The organism is Streptomyces sp. NPDC040622 (assembly GCF_055593965.1).
This window is the reverse complement of record NZ_JBVIXD010000002.1, coordinates 830,411-853,177: the sequence shown is the minus strand read 5'-3', so window position 1 is coordinate 853,177 and position 22,767 is coordinate 830,411. Positions and strand designations below refer to the sequence as shown.

General features: G+C 69.8%; 20 protein-coding genes and 1 riboswitch. Of the genes, 12 read left to right on the top strand and 8 right to left on the bottom strand.

The window, feature by feature from the left end; genetic code table 11:
- Positions 1-40 precede the first annotated feature (40 nt).
- On the bottom strand, positions 41-499 hold the full coding sequence (locus ACZ592_RS08280; protein ID WP_471580678.1) for a hypothetical protein: 459 nt from the start codon (positions 497-499) through the stop codon (positions 41-43).
- Positions 500-579: 80 nt separating this feature from the next.
- Here ACZ592_RS08280 and ACZ592_RS08275 point away from each other — a divergent pair, with 80 nt between their 5' ends.
- Both ACZ592_RS08275 and ACZ592_RS08270 read left to right on the top strand, forming a co-directional pair.
- On the top strand, positions 580-1,548 hold the full coding sequence (locus ACZ592_RS08275) for a diacylglycerol/lipid kinase family protein (protein ID WP_471580677.1): 969 nt from the start codon (positions 580-582) through the stop codon (positions 1,546-1,548).
- A gap of 316 nt (positions 1,549-1,864) precedes the next feature.
- Positions 1,865-2,122, top strand: coding sequence for a WhiB family transcriptional regulator (locus ACZ592_RS08270; protein WP_016639615.1), 258 nt, complete (start codon positions 1,865-1,867; stop codon positions 2,120-2,122).
- Between the two features lie 201 nt (positions 2,123-2,323).
- Here ACZ592_RS08270 and ACZ592_RS08265 read toward each other — a convergent pair whose 3' ends face one another.
- Both ACZ592_RS08265 and ACZ592_RS08260 read right to left on the bottom strand, forming a co-directional pair.
- On the bottom strand, positions 2,324-3,790 hold the full coding sequence (locus ACZ592_RS08265) for a sensor histidine kinase (protein ID WP_471580750.1): 1,467 nt from the start codon (positions 3,788-3,790) through the stop codon (positions 2,324-2,326).
- A 410-nt stretch (positions 3,791-4,200) separates the two neighbouring features.
- Positions 4,201-4,818, bottom strand: a complete 618-nt coding sequence (locus tag ACZ592_RS08260) for a TetR/AcrR family transcriptional regulator (protein ID WP_471580676.1) — start codon at positions 4,816-4,818, stop codon at positions 4,201-4,203.
- 127 nt (positions 4,819-4,945) lie between these two features.
- Between ACZ592_RS08260 and ACZ592_RS08255 the strand changes: the two genes are divergently transcribed.
- The gene (locus ACZ592_RS08255; protein ID WP_471580675.1) at positions 4,946-5,761 is read left to right on the top strand and encodes an SDR family oxidoreductase; all 816 of its coding nucleotides are present in this window, start codon (positions 4,946-4,948) and stop codon (positions 5,759-5,761) included.
- A 32-nt stretch (positions 5,762-5,793) separates the two neighbouring features.
- Here ACZ592_RS08255 and ACZ592_RS08250 read toward each other — a convergent pair whose 3' ends face one another.
- A complete protein-coding gene (locus ACZ592_RS08250) occupies positions 5,794-6,906 on the bottom strand; it encodes an SIS domain-containing protein (RefSeq protein WP_471580674.1) in 1,113 nt (370 codons plus the stop codon).
- Between the two features lie 241 nt (positions 6,907-7,147).
- On the opposite strand from ACZ592_RS08250, the gene nagB reads away from it, so the two are divergent.
- Complete coding sequence (gene nagB / locus ACZ592_RS08245; protein ID WP_471580673.1) at positions 7,148-7,933, top strand: glucosamine-6-phosphate deaminase; 786 nt, start codon at positions 7,148-7,150, stop codon at positions 7,931-7,933.
- Positions 7,934-8,045: 112 nt separating this feature from the next.
- On the opposite strand, the gene ACZ592_RS08240 is transcribed toward nagB, so the two are convergent.
- The 4 genes from ACZ592_RS08240 to ACZ592_RS08225 form a co-directional block, all read right to left on the bottom strand.
- Positions 8,046-9,545, bottom strand: coding sequence for a glycoside hydrolase family 3 protein (locus ACZ592_RS08240; protein WP_471580672.1), 1,500 nt, complete (start codon positions 9,543-9,545; stop codon positions 8,046-8,048).
- Positions 9,546-9,552: 7 nt separating this feature from the next.
- Positions 9,553-10,383, bottom strand: coding sequence for a carbohydrate ABC transporter permease (locus ACZ592_RS08235; protein ID WP_471580671.1), 831 nt, complete (start codon positions 10,381-10,383; stop codon positions 9,553-9,555).
- Positions 10,380-11,369: a carbohydrate ABC transporter permease gene (locus tag ACZ592_RS08230; protein WP_471580670.1), complete on the bottom strand. Its 990-nt coding sequence runs from the start codon at positions 11,367-11,369 to the stop codon at positions 10,380-10,382. The genes ACZ592_RS08235 and ACZ592_RS08230 overlap by 4 nt, the downstream gene beginning before the upstream one ends.
- Before the next feature lie 141 nt (positions 11,370-11,510).
- A complete protein-coding gene (locus ACZ592_RS08225) occupies positions 11,511-12,785 on the bottom strand; it encodes an extracellular solute-binding protein (RefSeq protein WP_471580669.1) in 1,275 nt (424 codons plus the stop codon).
- A gap of 286 nt (positions 12,786-13,071) precedes the next feature.
- Between ACZ592_RS08225 and ACZ592_RS08220 the strand changes: the two genes are divergently transcribed.
- From ACZ592_RS08220 to ACZ592_RS08185, 8 genes are all read left to right on the top strand, one after another.
- Positions 13,072-13,854: a GntR family transcriptional regulator gene (locus ACZ592_RS08220; RefSeq protein WP_471580749.1), complete on the top strand. Its 783-nt coding sequence runs from the start codon at positions 13,072-13,074 to the stop codon at positions 13,852-13,854.
- Between the two features lie 109 nt (positions 13,855-13,963).
- Positions 13,964-16,114 (top strand): carbon starvation CstA family protein, encoded by a 2,151-nt coding sequence (locus ACZ592_RS08215; RefSeq protein WP_471580668.1) that lies wholly within the window; start codon positions 13,964-13,966, stop codon positions 16,112-16,114.
- Complete coding sequence (locus ACZ592_RS08210; protein WP_471580667.1) at positions 16,111-16,311, top strand: CstA-like transporter-associated (seleno)protein; 201 nt, start codon at positions 16,111-16,113, stop codon at positions 16,309-16,311. Before ACZ592_RS08215 ends, ACZ592_RS08210 begins: the two co-directional genes overlap by 4 nt.
- Before the next feature lie 110 nt (positions 16,312-16,421).
- Positions 16,422-16,691 (top strand): DUF3311 domain-containing protein, encoded by a 270-nt coding sequence (locus ACZ592_RS08205; RefSeq protein ID WP_471580666.1) that lies wholly within the window; start codon positions 16,422-16,424, stop codon positions 16,689-16,691.
- 80 nt (positions 16,692-16,771) lie between these two features.
- Entirely contained in the window at positions 16,772-18,331 is a 1,560-nt protein-coding gene (mctP, locus tag ACZ592_RS08200) for a monocarboxylate uptake permease MctP (RefSeq protein WP_471580748.1), read from the top strand.
- 114 nt (positions 18,332-18,445) lie between these two features.
- A complete protein-coding gene (locus ACZ592_RS08195; RefSeq protein WP_471580665.1) occupies positions 18,446-18,952 on the top strand; it encodes a GNAT family N-acetyltransferase in 507 nt (168 codons plus the stop codon).
- A gap of 74 nt (positions 18,953-19,026) precedes the next feature.
- A riboswitch (cobalamin riboswitch) is annotated at positions 19,027-19,149 on the top strand.
- A 131-nt stretch (positions 19,150-19,280) separates the two neighbouring features.
- Complete coding sequence (locus ACZ592_RS08190) at positions 19,281-21,719, top strand: ribonucleoside-diphosphate reductase subunit alpha (protein WP_471580664.1); 2,439 nt, start codon at positions 19,281-19,283, stop codon at positions 21,717-21,719.
- Complete coding sequence (locus tag ACZ592_RS08185; RefSeq protein ID WP_471580663.1) at positions 21,719-22,741, top strand: ribonucleotide-diphosphate reductase subunit beta; 1,023 nt, start codon at positions 21,719-21,721, stop codon at positions 22,739-22,741. The genes ACZ592_RS08190 and ACZ592_RS08185 overlap by 1 nt, the downstream gene beginning before the upstream one ends.
- Positions 22,742-22,767 lie beyond the last annotated feature (26 nt).

The window sequence follows — 22,767 nt, the reverse complement described above, 5'->3', positions numbered from 1 at the left end:
GCTCCGTAGCCGACTCTCCGGGGCGCGCTCTCCGTAGTCGCTACTTCTGATCCTGGACGTTGCCGGGGCCCTGGATGCCGAGGGCCTCGGTCGTCGCCGGGTTGATCACGAGGATGAGCGAGACGACCGCCACGATCCCGAGGACGATGCCGGCCGGGATCGCCGCACTGTCGGCCTGCAGCATCTGCCAGGCCACGGGAAGCGCCATGATCTGCGTGATGATCGCGGGACCGCGGCTCCAGCGGCGCAGCTTCAGCAGTCCGCGCGCGGCCAGCAGCGGGAGCAGCGCGAGGACGATCAGCGTGATGCCGCCGGTCTCGGCCTGCCGCGGGTCGTCGGGGGACCCGGCGAGGCCCATCGCGAGCATGTAGATGCCCCCGGCGACAAGGGCGAGGCCCTCCAGGGCGACCAGGGCAGCGGCGGCGGTCACCCGCGCGGGACGCGGGCCCGGCGCGGCCGGTTCCGGGGCTTCGGGGGTGGATTTCCGCTCAGTACTCACCCCTGCAGGGTAGCCGCGGGGGTGCCCGCCCCGGCACCTCGGTCTAGGCCGGGTAAAGACCGCTAGGTAGTCTGCTGCGCATGCGTGCACTTCTCGTGGTCAACCCGGCGGCAACCACCACCAGTGCGCGTACGCGTGATGTGCTGGTCCACGCACTGGCGAGCGAGATGAAGCTCGACGCGGTCACCACGGAGTACCGCGGGCACGCCAGAGACCTCGGCCGGCAGGCCGCGGAGAGCAAGGACGTCGAGCTGGTCGTCGCCCTCGGCGGCGACGGCACCGTCAACGAGGTCGTCAACGGTCTGCTGCACCACGGCCCCGATCCGGACCGCCTCCCGCGCCTGGCCGTCGTGCCCGGCGGCTCCACCAATGTCTTCGCGCGCGCCCTCGGGCTGCCGAACGACGCCGTGGAGGCCACCGGCGCCCTGCTGGACGCCCTGCGCGAGGGCAGCGAGCGCACGGTCGGGCTCGGCATCGCGGGCGGCACACCGGGCACCGAGGACGAGGCCGTGCCCTCGCGCTGGTTCACGTTCTGCGCCGGCCTCGGCTTCGACGGCGGCGTGGTGGGCAGGGTCGAACAGCAACGCGAGCTGGGCAGGCGTTCGACGCACTCGCTCTATGTGCGTCAGGTGCTCCGCCAGTTCCTCGACGAGCCCCACCGCAGGCACGGAATGATCACGCTGGAGCGGCCCGGCGAGGACCCGGTGACCGACCTGGTGCTGTCGATAATCTGCAACACCTCTCCGTACTCCTACCTGGGCAATCGCCCGTTGTACGCGTCCCCGCAGGCCTCCTTCGACACGGGCCTGGACGTGCTGGGGTTGAAGAAGCTCTCCACCACCGCGGTGGCCCGTTACGGCACCCAGCTCCTGACGTCGACGCCGGAACGCGGACCGCACGGTAAGCACGCGGTCACGCTCCACGACCTCACGGACTTCACCTTGCATTCGAAGGTGCCCCTGCCCCTCCAGATGGACGGTGACCACTTGGGGCTGCGGACGAGCGTGACGTTCACAGGCGTACGCCGTGCACTGCGTGTGATTGTGTGAGTGGAAGGGCCTAAAGTCCTTTCACTCGAACGTTTAGGCCAGGGTCCACCCCATAGAAGTACGGCTGTGACCCAGTCGACACTGAGGAATCAAAAAAAACTTGCCGGAAGGGGTTGTATCCGCCGCCGAGGTTTGCGAATCTCTACATGGCGATCGGGACGGCCCGCACCATCGGCCCCACAGATAGCCAGAACCCCTCCTCCATCACAGGTCCACACCAGGCAACTGGGCGTCGACCCTTCCCGTGTGGGGGGATTCGTGAAAGCGTTCACATTCACAAGCAACCTGCATGTAATACCAAGGAGAGGTAGCAGCCATGGACTGGCGTCACAACGCCGTTTGCCGCGAGGAAGACCCCGAGCTCTTCTTCCCCATCGGCAACACCGGTCCTGCGCTGCTGCAGATCGAGGAAGCCAAGGCCGTCTGCCGCCGCTGCCCCGTCATGGAGCAGTGCCTGCAGTGGGCGCTCGAGTCCGGCCAGGACTCCGGCGTCTGGGGTGGCCTCAGCGAGGACGAGCGCCGCGCAATGAAGCGCCGCGCCGCTCGCAACCGTGCACGCCAGGCCAGCGCCTGACGGTCACGCCCCCCACGAGCCTGAGCTTGGCGGCGCGTACAGCGAGTACGCAACTCCCGCCCCCGAGCCGCAGCCGCGCAGTACCCCCGATGCGCAACGCAACGTGAGCAGTGAGCCCCGGACTTCGGTCCGGGGCTCACTGCTTTTCCCTGCGCCCCTTCGCGGCGCCCGGCGGCTGTTCGCCGCCGCTACGTGTCACCGCTACTTGTCGCCTCGGACCGGAATGTCGAGGATCACCTGCGTGCCGCGCTCGGGCGCGCGGACCATGTCGAAGGTGCCGCCCAACTCCCCCTCGACCAGGGTGCGGACGATCTGCAGGCCGAGATTGCCGGAGCGGTGCGGGTCGAAGTCGTCGGGCAGACCCACGCCGTCGTCCTGGACGGTGATCAGCAGGCGGGCGTCCTTGGTGGTGCCGCCGCGCACGGCGGACACCTCGACGGCGCCGGTGTCCCCCTCGCGGAAGCCGTGCTCCAGCGCGTTCTGCAGGACTTCGGTCAGCACCATCGACAGCGGGGTCGCGACCTCGGCGTCCAGGATCCCGAAGCGGCCGGTGCGCCGCCCCGTGACCTTGCCGGGCGAGATCTCGGCGACCATCGCGAGCACCCGGTCGGCGATCTCGTCGAACTCCACGCGCTCGTCGAGGTTCTGGGAGAGCGTCTCGTGGACGATGGCGATGGAACCCACCCGGCGCACGGCCTCCTCCAGGGCTTCGCGGCCCTTGGCGGAGTCGATGCGGCGGGCCTGGAGACGCAGCAGGGCGGCGACCGTCTGCAGGTTGTTCTTCACCCGGTGGTGGATCTCCCGGATGGTCGCGTCCTTGGTGATCAACTCCCGCTCGCGACGGCGGAGTTCGGTGACGTCGCGCAGGAGTACGAGCGAACCGATGCGCGGGCCCTTGGGCTTGAGCGGGATCGCACGCAGCTGGATCACACCGTCGCCGCCCTCGATCTCGAACTCGCGCGGCGCCCAGCCGCTCGCGACCTTGGCGAGCGCCTCGTCCACCGGACCGCGGGACGGGGCGAGTTCGGCGGTGGCCCGGCCCAGGTGGTGCCCCACGAGGTCGGAGGCGAGGCCGAGCCGGTGGTACGCGGACAGCGCGTTCGGCGACGCGTACTGCACGACACCGTCGGCGTCGAGCCGCAGCAGTCCGTCCCCCACGCGCGGGGAGGCATCCATGTCGACCTGCTGCCCCGGGAACGGGAACGAACCGGCGGCGATCATCTGCGCGAGGTCGGACGCCGACTGCAGGTAGGTCAGCTCGAGCCGCGAGGGAGTGCGCACGGTCAGCAGATTGGTGTTGCGGGCGATGACGCCGAGGACACGCCCTTCCCTGCGTACGGGGATGGACTCGACCCGCACCGGCACCTCTTCACGCCACTCCGGGTCGCCCTCGCGCACGATGCGGCCCTCGTCCAGGGCGGCGTCGAGGAGGGGGCGCCGGCCGCGCGGGACGAGGTGGCCGACCATGTCGTCCTGGTAGGAGGTGGGGCCGGTGTTGGGCCGCATCTGCGCCACGGAGACATAGCGGGTTCCGTCGCGCGTGGGGACCCAGAGCACCAGGTCGGCGAAGGAGAGGTCGGAGAGCAGCTGCCACTCCGAGACCAGCAGATGCAGCCACTCGAGATCGGAGTCACCGAGAGCGGTGTGCTGGCGTACGAGGTCGTTCATGGAGGGCACGAGTGGAGCGTACCTTTCGGGTCCGGCGGGTCCGCTCCCCTGGATCCCCTGCCCGAGCGCCCGAGTGCCCGAGGGGGTCGACCGGGATCCGGGGCGAGGTTATGCGGTGCCCCCGCGAAGCCGGATTCGTTCCCGACGAGCCGCGGCGCCAGGGCGGGACCCTCAGCCCGCCCACGGCACCGCAGCCCTTCAGGTGCATCGGCCGCCAGAATGTGCGGTACTGAAGGCCGATCGGGAGGATCCGACGCGGTCAGGGCAGAGAGCGCCGGGTCCTCGGTCCACTCTCCTGTGCGGGGAGAGCGGATGCTTTACCCACGCATTGTGGACTAGACCATTCTCCCATGTCTATGCGTCGACAGATGTTTGTTGTCGTCTCTTTCTCCAACACCGGGGCCACCCCCTCACACCGCACGCTCCGCGGACCGCCCCTGCGGCCACGCCCGCATGGCGAGCTCCGCCACCGCTTCGAGATCGTCCCTGGTGGCGCCGTCCCTGGCCTGCTGCGACATGCCCTGGAAGACCGCCGCCGTGTAATGGGCGAGGGCGGCGGGGTCGGCGTCGGCGGGCAGCTCCCCCGCCGCGACGGCCGCGCGGATACGGGACTCGATGGCCGTCACGTTCGCGTTCCGCCGCTCACGCAGGTCCTCCTCCACCTCCGGCGTCGTGCAGTTGGTGGCGGCGGAGATGACGAGACAGCCCCGGGGACGGGCCGGGTCGGTGAACTCGGCGGCGGCCTCGCGCAGCATCCGTGACACGGCGGCGCGCACCGTCGGCTCCTCGTCGAGGGCACGGCCGCTGAAGGCGCCGTGGGTGAGGCCGTACCGCACGACGACCTCGTCGAAGAGCGTGCGCTTGTCGCCGAACGCCGCGTAGAGACTCGGGGCGCCGATGCCCATGACACGGGTGAGGTCGGAGACGGACGTCGCCTCGTACCCGTTCTCCCAGAAGGTGCGGATCGCCTGCTCCAGGGCCGTCTCGCGGTCGAAGGAGCGGGGCCGGCCGCGCTGTTTCGTCGCCATGGAGTGAATTGTATAGCGGGCGCTAGTAAATGGTGCGAACCTCGGGTACGGTCTTTTCTATAACGACCGCTAGAGAACAACCGCCAGAGAACCGCACGGATCTGCGGAGAACGAGGGGGCGTCCGTCATGGGTGCACAGGACGGGAACACGTCGGGGAACACGCCGGGTCAGGGTCCGGGCAAGCTCGCCGGGAAGACCGCGCTGGTCACAGGCGGCAGCCGGGGCATCGGCCGAGGCATCGCCGAGCGGCTCGGGCGGGACGGCGCGAGGGTCGCCGTGCACTACGGCAGCAATGAGGCCGCGGCGAAGGAGACGGTGGCGGCGATCGAGGCGGCGGGCGGAGCGGCCTTCGCGATCGGCGCGGAGCTGAGCGCCCCGGGGGCCGCCCAGGCGCTGTGGACCGCGTTCGACGCGCACGCGGAGGGAGTGGACATCCTCGTGAACAACGCGGGGATCGGCACGTCGAGCCCCTTCTCCGGCACGAGCGAGGCGGAGTTCGACCAGCTGTTCACGGTCAACGCCAAGGCGCCGTTCTTCATCACCCAGCTCGGCGCGGAGCGGCTGCGGGACGGCGGCCGGATCGTCAACATTTCCTCCGGCCTCTCCCGCGCCGCGGCGATGCCGGAGCTCATGGCGTACGCGATGACCAAGGGGGCCCTGGACGTGTTCACCCAGAACCTCTCCAAAGTCCTCGGCCCGCGCGGGATCACGGTCAACTCGGTGGCCCCGGGCATCGTGGACACCGACACCAACGCGCCCTGGCTGCGGGACGAGAAGAACGAGAAGAACAAGGACGCGTGGGAGAGGGCGGCCGGGTTCTCGGCGCTCGGCCGGATCGGCGAGGCGTCCGACATAGCCGACGTCGTGGCCTTCCTCGCCTCGGACGACGGCCGCTGGGTCACCGGGCACTGGCTGGACGCGACGGGGGGCTCACTGATGTAGCCCGGCGTGAGTGTGGCGGCGGGAGGCGCGCGTCAGCGGGTCTCGGTGACCTTGGCGAGGGCCCGGGGCGCGTCCGGGTCCTGGCCGCGGGCGATCGCCACCTCGTGGGCGAGCAGATGGAGGGGGATGATCTCCAGGATCGGCTGCAGCGCCTCGGGCACCCCGTCGGTGGGCAGGACGAACCCGGCCGAGGCCTGTTCGACCTGGGCCTTCGGGCCGAGGACGACCAGGTCCGCGCCCCGGCCGCGCAGCCGGTCGAGGACCGGCTGCAGCATCTCGCCGCCCCGGCCGTCCGTCACGACGGCGATGACCGGGGAGGTGTTGTCGACCATCGCGAGCGGGCCGTGCAGGAGGTCGGCGCCGGAGTAGGCGAGCGTCGGGATGTAGCTGGTCTCCATCAGCTTCAGGGCCGCTTCCATGGCGGTCGGGTAGCCGTAGCCGCGGGAGGTGATCACCATGTGTTCCGCGAAGCGGTAGCGGGCGGCGAGGACCTCGATCTCGTCCTGCCGGGCGAGGAGCTCGGCGGCGAGGCCGGGCAGCCGGGCGACGTCCGCGTCCGTCACGGCTCCCCCGCCGCCTGCCGTATCCGCCTCGGCCCCCAGCCGCTCGATGAAGAGGTACAGGGCGAGCAGTGCCGCGGTGTACGTCTTCGTCGCGGGGAGGGCCCTCTCCGGTCCGGCGAGGATGTCGATGTGGTGCTCGGTGACGGCTGCCAGGGGCGAGTCCGGGTTGTTGGTCACCGCGACGGTGATCGCGCCTGCCTCGCGGGCGGCCCGGGTGGAGGCCACCAGGTCGGGCGAGCCACCGGACTGGCTCACGGTGACGGCGAGGACGTCCCTCAGGTCGGGCTTGGCGCCGTAGGCCGTGATGGTGGACATCGAGGTCAGGCCGCAGGGCATGCCGAGGCGGACTTCCAGGAGGTACTTCGCGTAGAGCGCGGCGTGGTCGGAGGTGCCGCGGCCGGTGAGCAGGACGAAGCGGGGCTTTCGCTCGGCGACCCGGGCCGCGGTCTCGTGGATCGCCGGGGCGCCCTCGTCGAGGAGGCGGCGCAGGCACTCGGGCTGCTCGGCCATCTCCCGGCGCATGATCCGGCCGGGCCGCTCGCTGTGCCGGTCCTGCGCCTCCGGCGGAGTCAAGGCGGTCATGCCTCCCACTCTCCCCGTTCCGCCCTCTCCCCGCTTCCCGGGCGGGGTCTCGCGGCGGGGCCGAGGGGGCGGGTGCGGGCGGGGGCGGCCCGGCGGGGAGGTGGGGTCGCTCGACGGGCGGAGGAGGTGGGGAGAGCTGAGCATGGACCCGAGGAATCGACTGTTCTGACGGCCCAGCTCTGCTAGATTGGTCTATACCACCAGTCCTCTTGAGCACCCTCTCCAGATCGGCAGGCCCAGCGTGGAAGTTGTCATCGTCCCGGACGCCAAGGCAGGCGGCGAGCTCATCGCGGAGGCCATGGCCGCCCTGGTGCGCCGCAAGCCTGACGCCCTGCTCGGTGTCGCCACCGGCTCCACCCCGCTGCCCATCTACGAAGCGCTGGCCGCCAAGGTCGCGGCCGGTGCCGTGGATGCCTCGCGTGCGCGCATCTGCCAGCTCGACGAGTACGTGGGGCTGCCGGCCGGGCACCCCGAGTCGTACCGCTCCGTGGTCCTTCGTGAGGTCGTCGAGCCGCTCGGGCTGAGCGAGGCGTCCTTCATGGGGCCCGACGGCAGCGCCGACGACGTGCTGGCGGCGTGCGAGGAGTACGACAAGGCGCTCGCCGGCGCCGGGGGCGTGGACCTCCAGCTGCTCGGGATCGGGACCGACGGGCACATCGGGTTCAACGAGCCCTGCTCGTCGCTCGCTTCGCGCACCCGCATCAAGACGCTGACGGAGCAGACGCGGGTGGACAACGCGCGCTTCTTCGACGGGGACATCGAGCAGGTCCCCCACCACGTCATCACCCAGGGCATCGGCACGATCCTGGAGGCGCGGCACCTGGTGCTGCTCGCCACGGGTGAGGGCAAGGCGGACGCCGTGGCCGCGACGGTGGAGGGTCCCGTCGCCTCGGTCGTGCCCGCCTCCGCGCTGCAGCTGCACCCGCACGCCACGGTCGTCGTGGACGAGGCCGCCGCGTCCAAGCTGAAGCTCGCGGACTACTTCCGGCACACCTACGTCAACAAGCCCGACTGGCAGGGCCTGTAAGGGAGTTCGGCGCTGCGGAGCCGCCGGGCCAGGCGCGGCCGGGTACCGAGGTGCGCGGAAGGGGCGCCCCCACCAGGGGGCGCCCCTTCCGGCGTTCAGGACCTCCAGGGCCTCAGCCGCCCGTGACGATCTCCGCCGCGGCCGTGCCGCACACCCGTGCCGCGCCGCGCGTGGCGATGTGCAGGGCGCCGGCCGGGGCGGACTGGGGGACGCCCATCTCCACCACGACCGTGTCCGCGCGGGCCGACACGAGGGTCTGCACGGCGTCGGCCATCCATCCGTGCCGGTGCGCGTCGCGGACCACGGCCACGATGCGGCGCCCGCCCGCCGCCGCGAGGGCCGCCTCGCCCGAGCCTTCGCCGTCGAAGGTGCCCGACTCCGTGCCGGGCAGCCTGCGCTCCAGCTCCTCGGTCACGCCCCAGGGGGTCTCGTCGCCGACCGCGATGTTCGGCAGCGGCGAGAAGGTGGCGACGTAGGGGGCCTCGGTGACCGGGGCCGCGTACGTCTCGCCGCGGGTGACCGTCAGCGCGCGGCGGGCCGCGACCAGGCCGATGCCGGTGTCGGGCACCTTCCCCGAACGGTCGGCCGCACCCGCCGACGCCACGGTCCAGCCCGCCAGGGCCCGCACGCGGTCGGCGGCGTCGGCGAGCCGCTCCTCGGACAGTTCGCCGGAGCGCACCGCCGCGACGAAGGCGTCCCGCAGTCGCAGCACGGTCCCCTCGTCCGAGGGACCGCCGCCCGTGCAGATCGCGTCGGCGCCGGCGGCGATGGCGAGGACACAGCCCCGCTCGAAGCCGTACGTCCCGGCGATCGCCTGCATGTCCATGCCGTCGGTGACGATGAGGCCCTCGTAGCCGAACTCCTCGCGGAGCAGCCCGGTGAGGATGCGGCGCGAGAGCGTGCCGGGGTTCTCCGGGTCCAGGGCGGGGGCCAGCACGTGACCGCTCATCACGGCGCGGGTGCCCGCGGCGAGCGCCGCGCGGAACGGCGCCAGGTCACGGGAGTTCAGCACGTCCCGGTCGACGTCGATGACCGGCACGGAGTGGTGCGAGTCGATCGCCGTGTCGCCGTGGCCGGGGAAGTGCTTGGCGGAGGTGGCGACGCCGGCCGACTGCATGCCCTCGATGTAGGCGGCGGTGTGCCGGGCCACCAGGAGCGGGTCGGCGCCGAAGGAGCGTACGCCGATGACCGGGTTGTCGGGGTTGGAGTTGACGTCGGCCGACGGCGCCCAGTTGAAGCTGATGCCGCAGGCGGCCAGGCGCCGGCCGAGGTCGGCGGCGACCTCGCGGGTCAGGTCCGGGTCGTCGACGGCGCCGAGCGCGTGGTTGCCCGGGTAGGACGATCCGGTGCGCACCTCCAGACGGGTGACGTCGCCGCTCTCCTCGTCGATGGCGATCAGCAGGTCGTCGCGCTCGGCGCGCAGCTGCGCGGTGAGCGCGGCCACCTGTTCGGCGGTCCGCACGTTGCGGCCGAACAGGCTGACCGAGGCGAGGCCTTCGCCGATGTGGCGGCGCACCCAGTCCGGTGCGGTGGTGGTGCCGTCGAAGCCGGGCTGCAGGACGGCGAGGGCGTTGCGGGTGAGCGTGTCACCGGCGTGCGTGAGTGTCGTCATGAGTGCGCTATCCCTTCACTGCGCCGTCGGTCAGGCCGCTCACGGCCCTGCGCTGCAGGAAGACGAAGAGGATGAGGATCGGGATGGCGAAGAGCGAGGCGGCCGCCATGGTGGCGCCCCAGTCGTCGCCGAAGGCGGTCTGGAAGCTGGACAGCCAGATCGGCAAGGTCTTGGCTTCCGCTTCCTTGTTGAGCACGAGGGCCAGCGGGAACTCGTTCCAGGCGGTGATGAAGCCGAAGAGCGAGGTCGACATCAGGCCCGGCGCGAGCAGCGGCAGGATCACCTTGCGGAAGGCCTGCATCCGCGAGCAGCCGTCGACCATGGCGGACTCCTCCAGCTCCCTGGGCACGGCGGCGACGAAGCCGCGGAGCGTGAGGAGGGTGAAGGGCAGGATCATCACCATGTAGAAGAGGGTCAGCGGGATCAGGCTGTTCAGCATGTCCGCGTCGCGCACGATGATGTAGATCGCGATGACCATGACTTCCCACGGCGCCATCTGCGCCAGCATGAAGCCGATGATGAAGCCGCGGCGGCCCTTGAAGCGCATGCGGGCGAGGGCGAACGCGGCGGTCACGCCGATGATGAGCGAGAAGACGACGGCGAGGGCGGTGACGGTGACGGAGTTGCCGACCATCGTCCAGAAGTGGTCGGCGTCCATCGCCGTCCTGAAGTGCTCCAGCGTGGCGTTGGTCGGGAACCAGACCGGGTCCTCGCTGATGATGTCGCCGGACGGCTTGAAGGCCGTGGCGAACATCCAGTACACGGGGAAGACGAAGAAGACGAAGAGAACGACGGCGGTCAGGTTGGGCCACAGGCGGCCCAGCGGCGAGCGCTTCACAGCTCGTCCTCCTCTTGCTTGAGCACGATCCGCAGGTAGTACGAGGTGATGGCCAGCAGGATGATGATGGTGAGCAGCGCGATCGCCGCGCCCATGCCGAAGTGCTGGTTGCCCATGCCCTCGATGTAGGCGTAGACGGGCAGGATCTCGGTGAGGCGGTCGGGGCCGCCCTCGTTGATGGTGAAGACCTGCACGAACGCCTTGAAGACCCAGATGATCTCCAGGAACGTCGTGGCGTAGAGGAAGGGGCGCAGGTACGGCAGCGTCACCGAGGTGAACTGCTTCCAGGCGCCGGCACCGTCCAACGAGGCGGCCTCGTACAGCTCCTTGGGGATGGTCGTCGTGGCCGCGTAGAGGTTGATCGCCACGAAGGGGATCGAACCCCAGACGATGAGCAGCAGGACCACGAAGAACGTCGAGTACTGGGTGGCCAGCCAGTCGTGGTCGGCCATCGACTCGAAGCCGATCTTGGCGAGCACCCAGTTGACGACGCCGAAGCGCTGCGCGAAGAGCCACTGGTAGACGGTGGACGACGCGACGATCGGCATGGCCCAGGTGAGGACGAGCCCGAACAGGAGGAACGTGCGCATCTTCCGGCCGAGCCGGGCGAGCAGCAGGCCCACCAGGGTGCCGAGGATCATGATCAGTACGACGTTGGCCGCGGTGAAGGCGATCGAGCGCCCCGCGACCCGCCAGAAGTCCTCACCGGTGAGGACTTCCTTGTAGTTGTCGAACCCGTTCCACTCGGTCAAGTGCAGAATGAACTGCCGCATGTTGAGGTTCTGGAACGACAGAACCCCGTTGTTGACCAACGGCCAGCCGAGCAGCAGCAGGGTGGCGATGATCGCGGGGGCAAGGAGCAGATAGGGCGTCAGGCCGGCGAGACGTCCTGATGATGGGCGCGGGCCTTCTGGTCGTGGTCCGCCACCCAGCGTCTCCACCTCCGTCGGGCCGGAGGGCGGCCGTTCGGTCTTCTGCACGGTCATGCTCGCCATCTCTTTCGTGGGCAACGCGAAACGCTGTGGTCAGCGTGGAGAACGCCGGAGGTCAGCGCGGAGAGCGCATGGTTGCGCCGGGGGCAGCGGGGTCGTGGCACCCGCCGCCCCCGGCAGGGCACGCGTTCTTGCTTACTGCTTCTGCGCCAGGCGCTTGTTGAGCTCGCCCTCGACCTGCTTGGCGGCCTCGGCGGACGACTTACCGTTCAGCACCGCGCTCATGTAGTTCTTGATCGGGTTCGGCGGGTTCTCCACCGCGCCCCACTCCGGGACCAGCGGGGTGGTGCCGCCGCCGGGCGTGGCCGGGGACATGGCCTTGGCGGCCGGGTTGCCCGCGAGGGCGGACTTGAGGGAGTCCTTGTTCGGGATCACGCCGCCTTCCTTGGCGAACTGGCTCTCGAACTTGTCGGACAGCGCGATCTTGAGGAACTCCTTGGCGAGCTCCTGCTTCTTGCTGGTCGCGGCGATCGCGAGGTTGGAGCCGCCGAGGAAGACACCCTCGGGCTTGTCCGCCGTGGCACCCGGGATCGTGAAGTAGCCGATGTCCTTGGCGATCTTCTTGTCCGTCTTGATGGCCAGGTCGGCCTCCCACGGCATGGCGATCATCGTGCCGGTCTTGCCCTTGCCGAAGACCTCGCCCTGCTGCGGGGTGGCCTCGTCCTTGTTCTTGGGGGCCTTGGAGAGCTTCGCGAACTCCTGGTACGTCTTCATGGCCTTGGCGACCTTGGGGTCACCCAGGTTGGAGACGTACTTGTCGCCGTCCTTCTTGACCAGCTGCGCGCCCTCACCGATGGTCAGGCCGACGAAGTGGTACCAGAACTGGCCGGGCATGTAGATCGGCTCGGCGTCCGTCTTGGCACCGATCTGCTTGAGGTCCTTGAGGAACTCGTCGCGCGTCTTGGGGGTGTCCTTGATGCCGGCGTCGGCCCAGATCTTCTTGTTGTAGATCACGACGCGGTTGAGGACGAACCACGGGGCGGCGTACTGCTTGCCGTCGACGACCGAGGCCTTGTTCATCGACTCGGTCCAGTCGGCGCCGAGCGTCTCCTTGAGGTCGCCGAGCTCGGCGAGACCGCCGGTCTTGGCGTACGCCGGGGTCTGGGTGTTGCCGATCTCGAAGACGTCCGGGGGGTTCTCCTCGGAGAGGGCGGTGGTCAGCTTCTGCTGGATGCCGTTCCACTGCTGGACTTCGAACTTCAGCTTCGCGCCGGTCTTCTTCTCGAAGGCGGCCGTGACGTCCTTCTGCCACTTGTCCGGCGTCGAACCGTCCATCGCCCAGAGCGTCAGCGTCTCGCCCTTGAAGCTGTCGGCCCCCCCGGCCTTCTTGTCGTCGTCGTCACTGCCGCACGCCGCGACCGAGACCAACATGCTCGCGACACCGATGGCCGTTATGAGCTTGCGATTCACGTCACCCTCCTCAAGGGATGCCAGTCAACCCCCCACCCGCAGCGACCAAATGGACCGAGATCTGCCCGTGGGACTGGAACCTGGTCTTTAATGGTGTAGACCAGTACGGGGAGCTTGGCCTAGACCTTTAGGGGTGTCAAGGGTGTATAAGAAGGGCTGTCGCCTCCGTTATCGGACCGACACCTGAGCAGGCAGAGTCTGCTCGGCCCGTACCGTGCCACGATGTGAGCCGCGACAGACGGAGGAGCCGGTGACGGCAGCAGCACAGGAGCCGGGAAGGTCGATGATGGGCAGCGAGGCGGGCAGTACCGGGACCGAGGTGGGCGCACCCTCGGAGGCTCCGAGCGTAGGCCGCACCGCGCGCGTGCCGAAGTACTACCGCCTCAAGCGGCACCTCCTGGACATGACGGAGACCCTGCCGCCCGGCACCCCCGTCCCCCCGGAGCGCACGCTCGCCGCCGAGTTCGACACCTCGCGCACGACGGTGCGCCAGGCCCTGCAGGAGCTGGTCGTCGAGGGCCGCCTGGAGCGCATCCAGGGCAAGGGCACCTTCGTCGCCAAGCCGAAGGTCTCCCAGGCCCTCCAACTCACCTCGTACACCGAGGACATGCGGGCCCAGGGCCTGGAGCCGACCTCCCAGCTCCTCGACATCGGCTACATCACCGCCGACGACACCCTCGCCGGCCTGCTCGACATCACCGCGGGCGGCCGGGTGCTCAGGATCGAGCGGCTGCGCCTGGCCAACGGCGAGGCGATGGCCATCGAGACCACGCACCTGTCGGCCAAGCGCTTCCCCGCCCTGCGCCGCTCCCTGGTCAAGTACACCTCGCTCTACACCGCGCTCGCCGAGGTCTACGACGTGCACCTCGCGGAGGCCGAGGAGACCATCGAGACCTCGCTGGCCACCCCGCGCGAGGCGGGCCTGCTCGGCACCGACGTCGGCCTGCCGATGCTGCTCCTGTCCCGGCACTCGCTGGACGGGGACGGCCAGCCCGTGGAGTGGGTGCGCTCGGTCTACCGCGGCGACCGGTACAAGTTCGTCGCCCGCCTCAAGCGGCCCACGGACTGACACCTTCCCGGCCCGCACCGCCGGGATCCGTCCGCCGGAGGTCTGGCGCGGATCACGACACTGCTCTAGGTTCCTCCCGTCATCGCACGATGAACGGGAGGACGACCCGGTGCGCAGAGCGAAACCTCGATCCATCGTCATCTGGTCCCTCGTCGCGCTGGTCGGCGCCGCGGGCTGGACCGTCCTGGCGCTCGCCCGCGACGAGGAGGTGTCGGCCGCCTGGATGGTGGCGGCGGCCCTCGGCTCGTACGCCGTCGCCTACCGCTTCTACTCCAAGTTCATCGCCTACAGGGTCCTCAAGGTCGACAAGAACCGGGCGACCCCGGCCGAGCGGCTCGACAACGGCATCGACTTCCACCCGACCGACCGCCGGGTGCTCCTCGGCCACCACTTCGCGGCGATCGCCGGCGCGGGGCCCCTGGTGGGCCCGGTCCTCGCCGCCCAGATGGGGTATCTGCCGGGCACCATCTGGATCATCGTCGGCGTGATCCTCGCGGGTGCCGTGCAGGACATGGTCGTGCTGTTCTTCTCGACGCGGCGCGACGGCAAGTCGCTCGGGCAGATGGCGCGCGAGGAGATCGGCCCGTTCGGCGGGGCCGCAGCGCTGCTCGCCACCTTCGCCATCATGATCATCCTGCTCGGGGTGCTCGCGCTGGTCATCGTCAACGCGCTCGCCGAGTCACCGTGGGGCACCTTCTCCATCGCGATGACCATCCCGATCGCCCTGCTCATGGGTTTCTACCTGCGGGTCCTGCGTCCCGGCCGGGTCAGCGAGGTCTCGCTGATCGGCATCGCGCTGCTGTTGCTCGCGCTCGTCGGCGGGCGCTGGGTCGCCGAGTCGTCTCTCGCGGACACATTCACGCTGGCGCCGTCGACGCTGGTGATCTGGCTGGTGGCGTACGGCTTCGTCGCCTCGATCCTGCCGGTGTGGATGCTCCTCGCGCCGCGCGACTACCTCTCCACGTTCATGAAGATCGGCACCATCGTGCTGCTCGCGCTCGGCGTCGTCGTCACCCTGCCGACGCTGAAGATGGACCCGGTGACCGACTTCGCCTCACGCGGCGACGGCCCGGTCTTCGCGGGCTCGCTCTTCCCCTTCGTCTTCATCACCATCGCGTGCGGCGCGCTGTCCGGCTTCCACGCGCTGATCTCCTCGGGCACGACGCCGAAGATGATCCAGAAGGAGACGCAGGTCCGCATGATCGGCTACGGCTCCATGCTGATGGAGTCGTCCGTCGCGATCATGGCGCTCGTCGCGGCATCGATCATCGACCCGGGCCTGTACTTCGCGATGAACGCGCCGGCGGGCGTCGTCGGCGACACCGTCCAGGAGGCGTCGAAGGCCGTCGCGAGCTTCGGGTACACCATCTCGCCCGCCGACCTGGCGCGGGCCGCCAAGGACGTCGAGGAGTCCTCGCTGCTCTCGCGGACCGGCGGCGCGCCCACGCTCGCGGTCGGCGTCTCGGAGATCTTCTCGAAGGTCACCGGCGGCTCGATGCGGGCCTTCTGGTATCACTTCGCGATCATGTTCGAGGCGCTGTTCATCCTGACCGCTCTCGACGCGGGAACCCGCGTGGGCCGCTTCATGCTGCAGGACATGCTCGGGAACGTCTACAAGCCCTTCCGCCGCATGAGCTGGAAGCCGGGTCTGGTGCTGACCAGCGCCGCCGTCACCGGCCTGTGGGGCTACTTCCTGTGGGTGGGCGTGCACGAGCCGCTCGGCGGGATCAACCAGCTCTTCCCGATCTTCGGCATCGCCAACCAGCTCCTCGCGGCCGTCGCCCTCGCCGTCTGCACCACGCTGCTCGTGAAGTCCGGGCGGCTCAAGTGGGCCTGGATCACGGGCGTCCCGCTCGCCTGGGACGCGACGGTGACGCTCACCGCGAGCTGGCAGAAGGTGTTCTCCGACGACCCGCGCGTCGGGTTCTTCCAACAGCGCTCGAACTACCAGGACGCCATCGACGCGGGCAAGGTCCTGCCGCCCGCCAAGTCCATGGACGACATGCACACCGTCGTCACCAACTCCACGGTGGACGGCGTCCTTTCGGCGGTCCTCGCCCTGCTCATCGTCATCGTGATCCTGGACGCGGCACGCGTGTGCATCCGGCACATCCGCAACCCCGAGGCCTCACGGCTGAGCGAAGCCCCGTACGTCCCGTCGCGGTTGACCGCGCCGGCCGGCCTCTTCGCGACCCCCGAGGAGAAGCGGGAGGCCCTGGAGAAGCGGGAGGCGCCGGCCGGGACCGGAGCGGGCACATGACGGCGCTGGTGCTGCGCGGTCTGCGCTGGATGCGCTGGTACGTCAGGGAGTTGACCGACGAATCGGCGTACGAGCGGTATGTGGCTCATTTACGCAAGGACCATCCGGCTGCAACCGTCCCCAGCCGGCGCGCATTTGAGCGCATGCGGACAGACCAGCAGGACTCGGACCCCCGGCAGGGCTTCCGCTGCTGCTGAGCAGGCACGTTGACCCGTCCGTTATCCGGACAGGGGTTCCATACCGCGAGACTGTGGCTTAGATTTCCCGCACGTTAAGCATGGGATAAGTGAGGGAACGGAGCCGCGATATGTCAGATGCGCCTGAAGTGAACAGACCGGTGGTCACGCCGGTCCGCGTGGTCATCGCCGTCTGCCTCGTCGCGCCGTTCGTGGCGATGCTCTGGGTGGGCTCCTACGCCAAGGTCGACCCGACCCTCATCGGCATCCCGTTCTTCTACTGGTACCAGATGCTGTGGGTGCTCATCTCCACGGCGCTGACGATGATCGCGTACAAGCTGTGGCAGCGTGACCAGCGCTCCCGCAAGGCCGAGCGGGCCCACGGGGGTGCCGGACAGTGACCACACTCGCATCGGGGACCGGCGGCGTGAACGGCGTCGCCCTCGCGGTCTTCATCTTCTTCTTCCTCGCGGTCACCGTCATGGGCTTCCTCGCGGCCCGCTGGCGCAAGGCCGAGAACGACAGCCTCGACGAATGGGGCCTGGGCGGCCGCTCGTTCGGCACCTGGGTCACCTGGTTCCTGCTCGGCGGCGACCTCTACACCGCGTACACCTTCGTGGCCGTCCCGGCGGCGATCTACGCGGCGGGCGCGGCCGGCTTCTTCGCGGTGCCGTACACGATCCTGGTCTACCCGCTGATCTTCACCTTCCTGCCCCGCCTCTGGTCGGTCTCGCACAAGCACGGCTACGTGACCACATCGGACTTCGTGCGCGGGCGCTTCGGCTCCAAGGGGCTCTCCCTGGCGGTCGCGGTCACCGGCATCCTCGCCACGATGCCCTACATCGCGCTCCAGCTGGTCGGCATCCAGGCCGTCCTCGACGTCATGGGCATCGGCGGCGGCCCCGACACCAACTGGTTCGTCAAGGACCTGCCGCTGCTGATCGCGTTCGCGGTGCTCGCCGCGTACACGTACTCCTCGGGTCTGCGCGCGCCCGCACTGATCGCGTTCGTGAAGGACGGCCTGATCTACCTCGTCATCGCCGTCGCGATCATCTACATCCCGATCAAGCTCGGCGGTTTCGACGAGATCTTCCAGGCGGCGAACGACAAGTTCTCCGCGGCGAACGAGGCCGCGGGCAAGCCCGTGGCGGGCCTCGCGCCGGGCCATGCGGGGCAGTGGACCTACGCCACGCTCGCGCTCGGCTCCGCGCTCGCCCTCTTCATGTACCCGCACTCCATCACCGCGACGCTCTCCTCCAAGAGCCGCAACGTGATCCGCCGCAACACCACCATCCTGCCGCTGTACTCGCTGATGCTGGGCCTGCTCGCACTGCTCGGCTTCATGGCGATCGCGGCCGGGGTCAAGGTGGAGAACGGGCAGCTGGCGATCCCGCAGCTGTTCGAGAACATGTTCCCCGACTGGTTCACCGGCGTCGCCTTCGCCGCCATCGGCATCGGCGCGCTCGTGCCCGCGGCGATCATGTCGATCGCGGCCGCGAATCTCTTCACCAGGAACATCTACAAGGACTTCATCAAGCCGGACGCCACACCCGAGCAGGAGACCAAGATCTCCAAGCTGGTCTCGCTCCTGGTGAAGGTCGGCGCGCTCGCCTTCGTCCTGACCATGGACAAGACGGTCGCGATCAACTTCCAGCTGCTGGGCGGCATCTGGATCCTGCAGACGATGCCCGCGCTCGTCGGCGGCCTGTTCACCCGGTGGTTCCACCGCTGGGCGCTGCTCGCAGGCTGGGCGGTCGGCATGGTCTACGGCACGCTGGCCGCGTACGGCGTGGCCTCGCCGACGCAGAAGCACTTCGGCGGCTCCTCCGACACCATCCCGGGCATCGGCGAGATCGGCTACATCGGCCTCACCGCGTTCGTCCTGAACGTCGTCGTCACCGTGGTCCTCACCTTCGTCCTGAAGGCCCTGAAGGCTCCCGAGGGCATCGACGAGACGTCCCCGGAGGACTACACGGCCGACGCGGGCGACCCCGGCGTCATCGAGGAACTGCCGAAGGCGACGGCGGGCGCCGGGCACTGACCCGCTCCCCCGCCGGGCGATCCGCGACCGCGTGATCCGCCTTCCCCGCACACGACGAGGGCCGCCGGAGAAATCCGGCGGCCCTCGTCGCGCCCGTATTGCACACTGCGCGGCATGGACATCACGATCAGGCGGGCGCGGCCCGCGGAGTACGCGGCGCTCGGCGACCTCACCGCGCAGGCCTATCTCGACGACGGACACCTCGACTTCGGGGCGGAGGACCACTACCTGCCCGTGCTGCGGGACGTGGCGGGGCGCGCGGCGCACGCCGAGATCCTGGTGGCCGTGGCGGACGGCGCGGACCCCGGCACGCTGCTCGGCGGCGTGACCTTCGTGCCGTCCAGCGGGCCCATGGCCGACATCGCGCGCGAGGGCGAGTCGGAGATCCGCATGCTGGCGGTGGGGCACGCGGCGCGCGGCCGGGGCGTCGGCGAGCTCCTGGTGCGCGGCTGCGTCCAGCGGTCCAGGGAGGCGGGCCGGGAGCGGCTGGTGCTGTCCTCGTCGCCCTCGATGCGGACGGCCCACCGGTTGTACGAACGCCTGGGCTTCGTGCGGACTCCGGAGCGCGACTGGTACCCGTTGCCCGACCTGCCGCTGCTCACCTACGCGTTGACATTCTAGGGCCCGCCTCCCGCCCCGCCCCCTCCAGGCCGACACAAGATGTGGGCCTGCTTCAGAAACCCGGCACAAGATGTATGCTCGTGCTCGCTGTCGCCGCAGGGGAATCCGGTGCAAGTCCGGAACTGTCCCGCAACGGTGCACGTGTACGCATTTGTCGTACGCGAAGTCCGAAGACCTGCCGGCAGCGCACCCGTGCCGTCCGGCCCGGGTGCCGACCGTCCGGGCCTCGTGGAATGGGCCGGTGGACGCGGTACGCCGCCCTGTCCGGGTGCGCCCGTGTGTGCCGATCCCCTCCCCTGGCCCAGAGCCGAGCGAGGGAGAGCTCCACGTGACCATCGCGCCTGCCGAACCTGCGTCAGCGCTGTCGCCGACCGCCGAGGGTACCGACGGGCCAGGGACCGCGCTGCTGCGCACCCTGACCGACCTCACCGCCGACCTCCCCGACGCCGACCCCGGCCGGGTCGCGGCCGCCGCGCTGCGCGGCCGTTCGGCCAGGGCCGACGAGGCCGAGCTGCGGGAGCTGGCGACCGAGGCGGCCGCGGGGCTCATCTCCGAGGACCCGGCGTACTCCAAGCTCGCCGCCCGGCTGCTCAGCCTCTCCATCGCCGCCGAGGCCGCCTCGCAGGGCGTGCGCTCCTTCACCGAGTCGGTCGCCGTCGGCCACCGCGAGGGCCTGATCGCCGACCGCACCGCCGACTTCGTGACCGCCCACGCGGCCCGGCTCGACGCGCTGGTGGACGGCGCGCTCGCGGACGGCGCCGACTTCCGCTTCGGCTACTTCGGCCTGCGCACGCTGTACAGCCGCTACCTGCTGCGCCACCCGATCACCCGGCACGTCATCGAGACCCCGCAGCACTTCATGCTGCGCGTGGCGAGCGGCCTCGCGGAGGACGGCAGCACCCGCGCCCTGGACGAAGTCGCCGCGCTGTACGGCCTGATGAGCCGCCTGGACTACCTGCCGTCCTCGCCGACGCTCTTCAACTCCGGCACCCGCCACCCGCAGATGTCGTCCTGCTACCTCCTCGACTCCCCGCTGGACGAGCTCGACTCCATCTACGACCGCTACCACCAGGTCGCGCGGCTCTCGAAGCACGCGGGCGGCATCGGCCTCTCCTACTCCCGCATCCGTTCCCGGGGCTCGCTGATCCGCGGCACGAACGGGCACTCCAACGGCATCGTGCCGTTCCTCAAGACGCTGGACGCCTCGGTGGCCGCCGTGAACCAGGGCGGACGGCGCAAGGGCGCCGCCGCGGTCTACCTGGAGACCTGGCACTCCGACATCGAGGAGTTCCTGGAGCTGCGCGACAACACCGGTGAGGACGCGCGCCGCACGCACAACCTGAACCTCGCGCACTGGATCCCCGACGAGTTCATGCGCCGGGTCGCCGCCGACCAGCAGTGGTCGCTGTTCTCGCCGTCCGACGTGCCCGACTTCGTCGACCTGTGGGGTGATGAGTTCGACGCCGCCTACCGCAAGGCCGAGGCGGCCGGGCTCGCCAAGAAGACCATGCCGGCCCGTGAGCTGTACGGCCGCATGATGCGCACCCTCGCGCAGACCGGCAACGGCTGGCTGACCTTCAAGGATGCCGCCAACCGCACCGCCAACCAGACGGCCGAGCCCGGTCACACCGTGCACTCGTCCAACCTCTGCACCGAGATCCTGGAGGTGACGGACGACGGGGAGACGGCCGTCTGCAACCTCGGCTCGGTGAACCTCGGCGCGTTCGTCGACCAGGCCACCCGCGACATCGACTGGGAGCGGCTGGATGCGACCGTCCGCACGGCCGTCACCTTCCTCGACCGGGTCGTCGACATCAACTTCTACCCGACCGAGCAGGCCGGGCGCTCCAACGCCAAGTGGCGCCCGGTGGGCCTCGGCGCGATGGGGCTGCAGGACGTCTTCTTCCAGCTGAAGCTGCCGTTCGACTCCCCCGAGGCGCGCGCCCTCTCGACCCGCATCGCGGAGCGGATCATGCTCGCCTCCTACGAGGCGTCCGCCGACCTCGCCGAGCGCCCCCAAGCGCCTTCGGCAGGCTCCGGTGCGGAAGGGACCCCCGTCGGCCCGCTCCCGGCCTGGGAGAAGACCCGCACCGCGCGCGGCGTGCTGCACCCCGACCACTACGACGCCGAGCTGACCTGGCCGGAGCGCTGGGCGGCGCTGCGGGAACGTATCGCCACGACCGGCATGCGCAACTCGCTGCTGCTCGCCATCGCACCGACCGCGACCATCGCGTCCATCGCGGGCGTCTACGAGTGCATCGAGCCGCAGGTCTCCAACCTCTTCAAGCGCGAGACGCTGTCCGGCGAGTTCCTCCAGGTCAACGGCTACCTGGTGCAGGAGCTGAAGCGGCTGGGCGTCTGGGACGCGCAGACCCGTGAGGCGCTGCGCGAGGCCAACGGCTCGGTGCAGGGCTTCAGCTGGATCCCCGAGGACGTCCGCGCGCTGTACCGCACGGCCTGGGAGATCCCGCAGCGCGGCCTGATCGACATGGCCGCCGCGCGCACCCCGTTCCTCGACCAGGCGCAGTCGCTGAACCTCTTCCTGGAGACGCCGACCATCGGCAAGCTCTCCTCGATGTACGCGTACGCCTGGCAGCAGGGCCTGAAGACCACGTACTACCTGCGCTCGCGCCCCGCGACGCGCATCGCCCGCGCGGCCGGCGGCTCCCGGGCCACCGCCGCGGCCCCCGTCCCCCAGCAGGTGACCGACCCCGACGCCGTCGCCTGCTCCCTGGAAAACCCCGAGTCCTGCGAGGCCTGCCAGTAATGTCCAGCACCACCAACGCCGAGAAGAACCTGCTCGACCCGGGCTTCGAACTGACCCTGCGCCCCATGCGCTACCCCGACTTCTACGAGCGCTACCGGGACGCGATCAAGAACACCTGGACCGTCGAGGAGGTCGACCTCCACTCCGACGTCGCCGACCTCGCGAAGCTCTCGCCGGGCGAGCAGCACATGATCGGCCGTCTGGTCGCGTTCTTCGCGACGGGTGACTCGATCGTCTCCAACAACCTGGTGCTCACGCTCTACAAGCACATCAACTCCCCCGAGGCGCGGCTGTACCTGAGCCGCCAGCTCTTCGAGGAGGCCGTGCACGTCCAGTTCTATCTGACGCTGCTCGACACCTACCTGCCCGACCCGGAGGACCGCGCGGCCGCCTTCGACGCGGTCGAGGAGATCCCCTCGATCCGGGAGAAGGCCGAGTTCTGCTTCAAGTGGATCAACGAGGTCGAGAAGCTGGACCGGCTGGAGACGCAGGCCGACCGCCGCCGCTTCCTGCTGAACCTGATCTGCTTCGCCGCGTGCATCGAGGGGCTCTTCTTCTACGGCGCATTCGCCTACGTCTACTGGTTCCGCAGCCGCGGTCTGCTGCACGGCCTCGCGACCGGCACCAACTGGGTCTTCCGTGACGAGACGATGCACATGAGCTTCGCCTTCGACGTGGTCGACACCGTCCGCAAGGAGGAGCCCGAGCTCTTCGACGACGCACTCCAGCAGCAGGTCACGGACATGCTCAAGGAGGCCGTCGAGGCCGAGCTGCAGTTCGCGCGGGACCTGTGCGGCGAGGGCCTGCCGGGCATGAACACCGACTCGATGCGCGAGTACCTGCAGTGCGTCGCCGACCAGCGGCTGCAGCGCCTCGGCTTCGCGCCGGTCTACGGCTCCGAGAACCCCTTCTCGTTCATGGAGCTGCAGGGCGTGCAGGAGCTGACCAACTTCTTCGAGCGGCGGCCCTCCGCGTACCAGGTCGCGGTCGAGGGTTCGGTCTCCTTCGACGACGAGTTCTAGCCCTGGCGCGAACCGCCCCCGGTGTG

What these genes read in the sequence shown, in the direction of transcription:
- ACZ592_RS08275 (WP_471580677.1), top strand. Translation starts at nt 580, where the DNA reads ATGCGTGCACTTCTCGTGGTCAACCCGGCGGCAACCACCACCAGTGCG.
- ACZ592_RS08270 (WP_016639615.1), top strand. Translation starts at nt 1,865, where the DNA reads ATGGACTGGCGTCACAACGCCGTTTGCCGCGAGGAAGACCCCGAGCTC.
- ACZ592_RS08265 (WP_471580750.1), bottom strand. Translation starts at nt 3,790, where the DNA reads ATGAACGACCTCGTACGCCAGCACACCGCTCTCGGTGACTCCGATCTC.
- ACZ592_RS08260 (WP_471580676.1), bottom strand. Translation starts at nt 4,818, where the DNA reads ATGGCGACGAAACAGCGCGGCCGGCCCCGCTCCTTCGACCGCGAGACG.
- ACZ592_RS08255 (WP_471580675.1), top strand. Translation starts at nt 4,946, where the DNA reads ATGGGTGCACAGGACGGGAACACGTCGGGGAACACGCCGGGTCAGGGT.
- ACZ592_RS08250 (WP_471580674.1), bottom strand. Translation starts at nt 6,906, where the DNA reads ATGACCGCCTTGACTCCGCCGGAGGCGCAGGACCGGCACAGCGAGCGG.
- ACZ592_RS08240 (WP_471580672.1), bottom strand. Translation starts at nt 9,545, where the DNA reads ATGACGACACTCACGCACGCCGGTGACACGCTCACCCGCAACGCCCTC.
- ACZ592_RS08230 (WP_471580670.1), bottom strand. Translation starts at nt 11,369, where the DNA reads ATGACCGTGCAGAAGACCGAACGGCCGCCCTCCGGCCCGACGGAGGTG.
- ACZ592_RS08220 (WP_471580749.1), top strand. Translation starts at nt 13,072, where the DNA reads ATGGGCAGCGAGGCGGGCAGTACCGGGACCGAGGTGGGCGCACCCTCG.
- ACZ592_RS08210 (WP_471580667.1), top strand. Translation starts at nt 16,111, where the DNA reads ATGACGGCGCTGGTGCTGCGCGGTCTGCGCTGGATGCGCTGGTACGTC.
- ACZ592_RS08205 (WP_471580666.1), top strand. Translation starts at nt 16,422, where the DNA reads ATGTCAGATGCGCCTGAAGTGAACAGACCGGTGGTCACGCCGGTCCGC.
- mctP (WP_471580748.1), top strand. Translation starts at nt 16,772, where the DNA reads ATGGGCTTCCTCGCGGCCCGCTGGCGCAAGGCCGAGAACGACAGCCTC.
- ACZ592_RS08195 (WP_471580665.1), top strand. Translation starts at nt 18,446, where the DNA reads ATGGACATCACGATCAGGCGGGCGCGGCCCGCGGAGTACGCGGCGCTC.
- ACZ592_RS08185 (WP_471580663.1), top strand. Translation starts at nt 21,719, where the DNA reads ATGTCCAGCACCACCAACGCCGAGAAGAACCTGCTCGACCCGGGCTTC.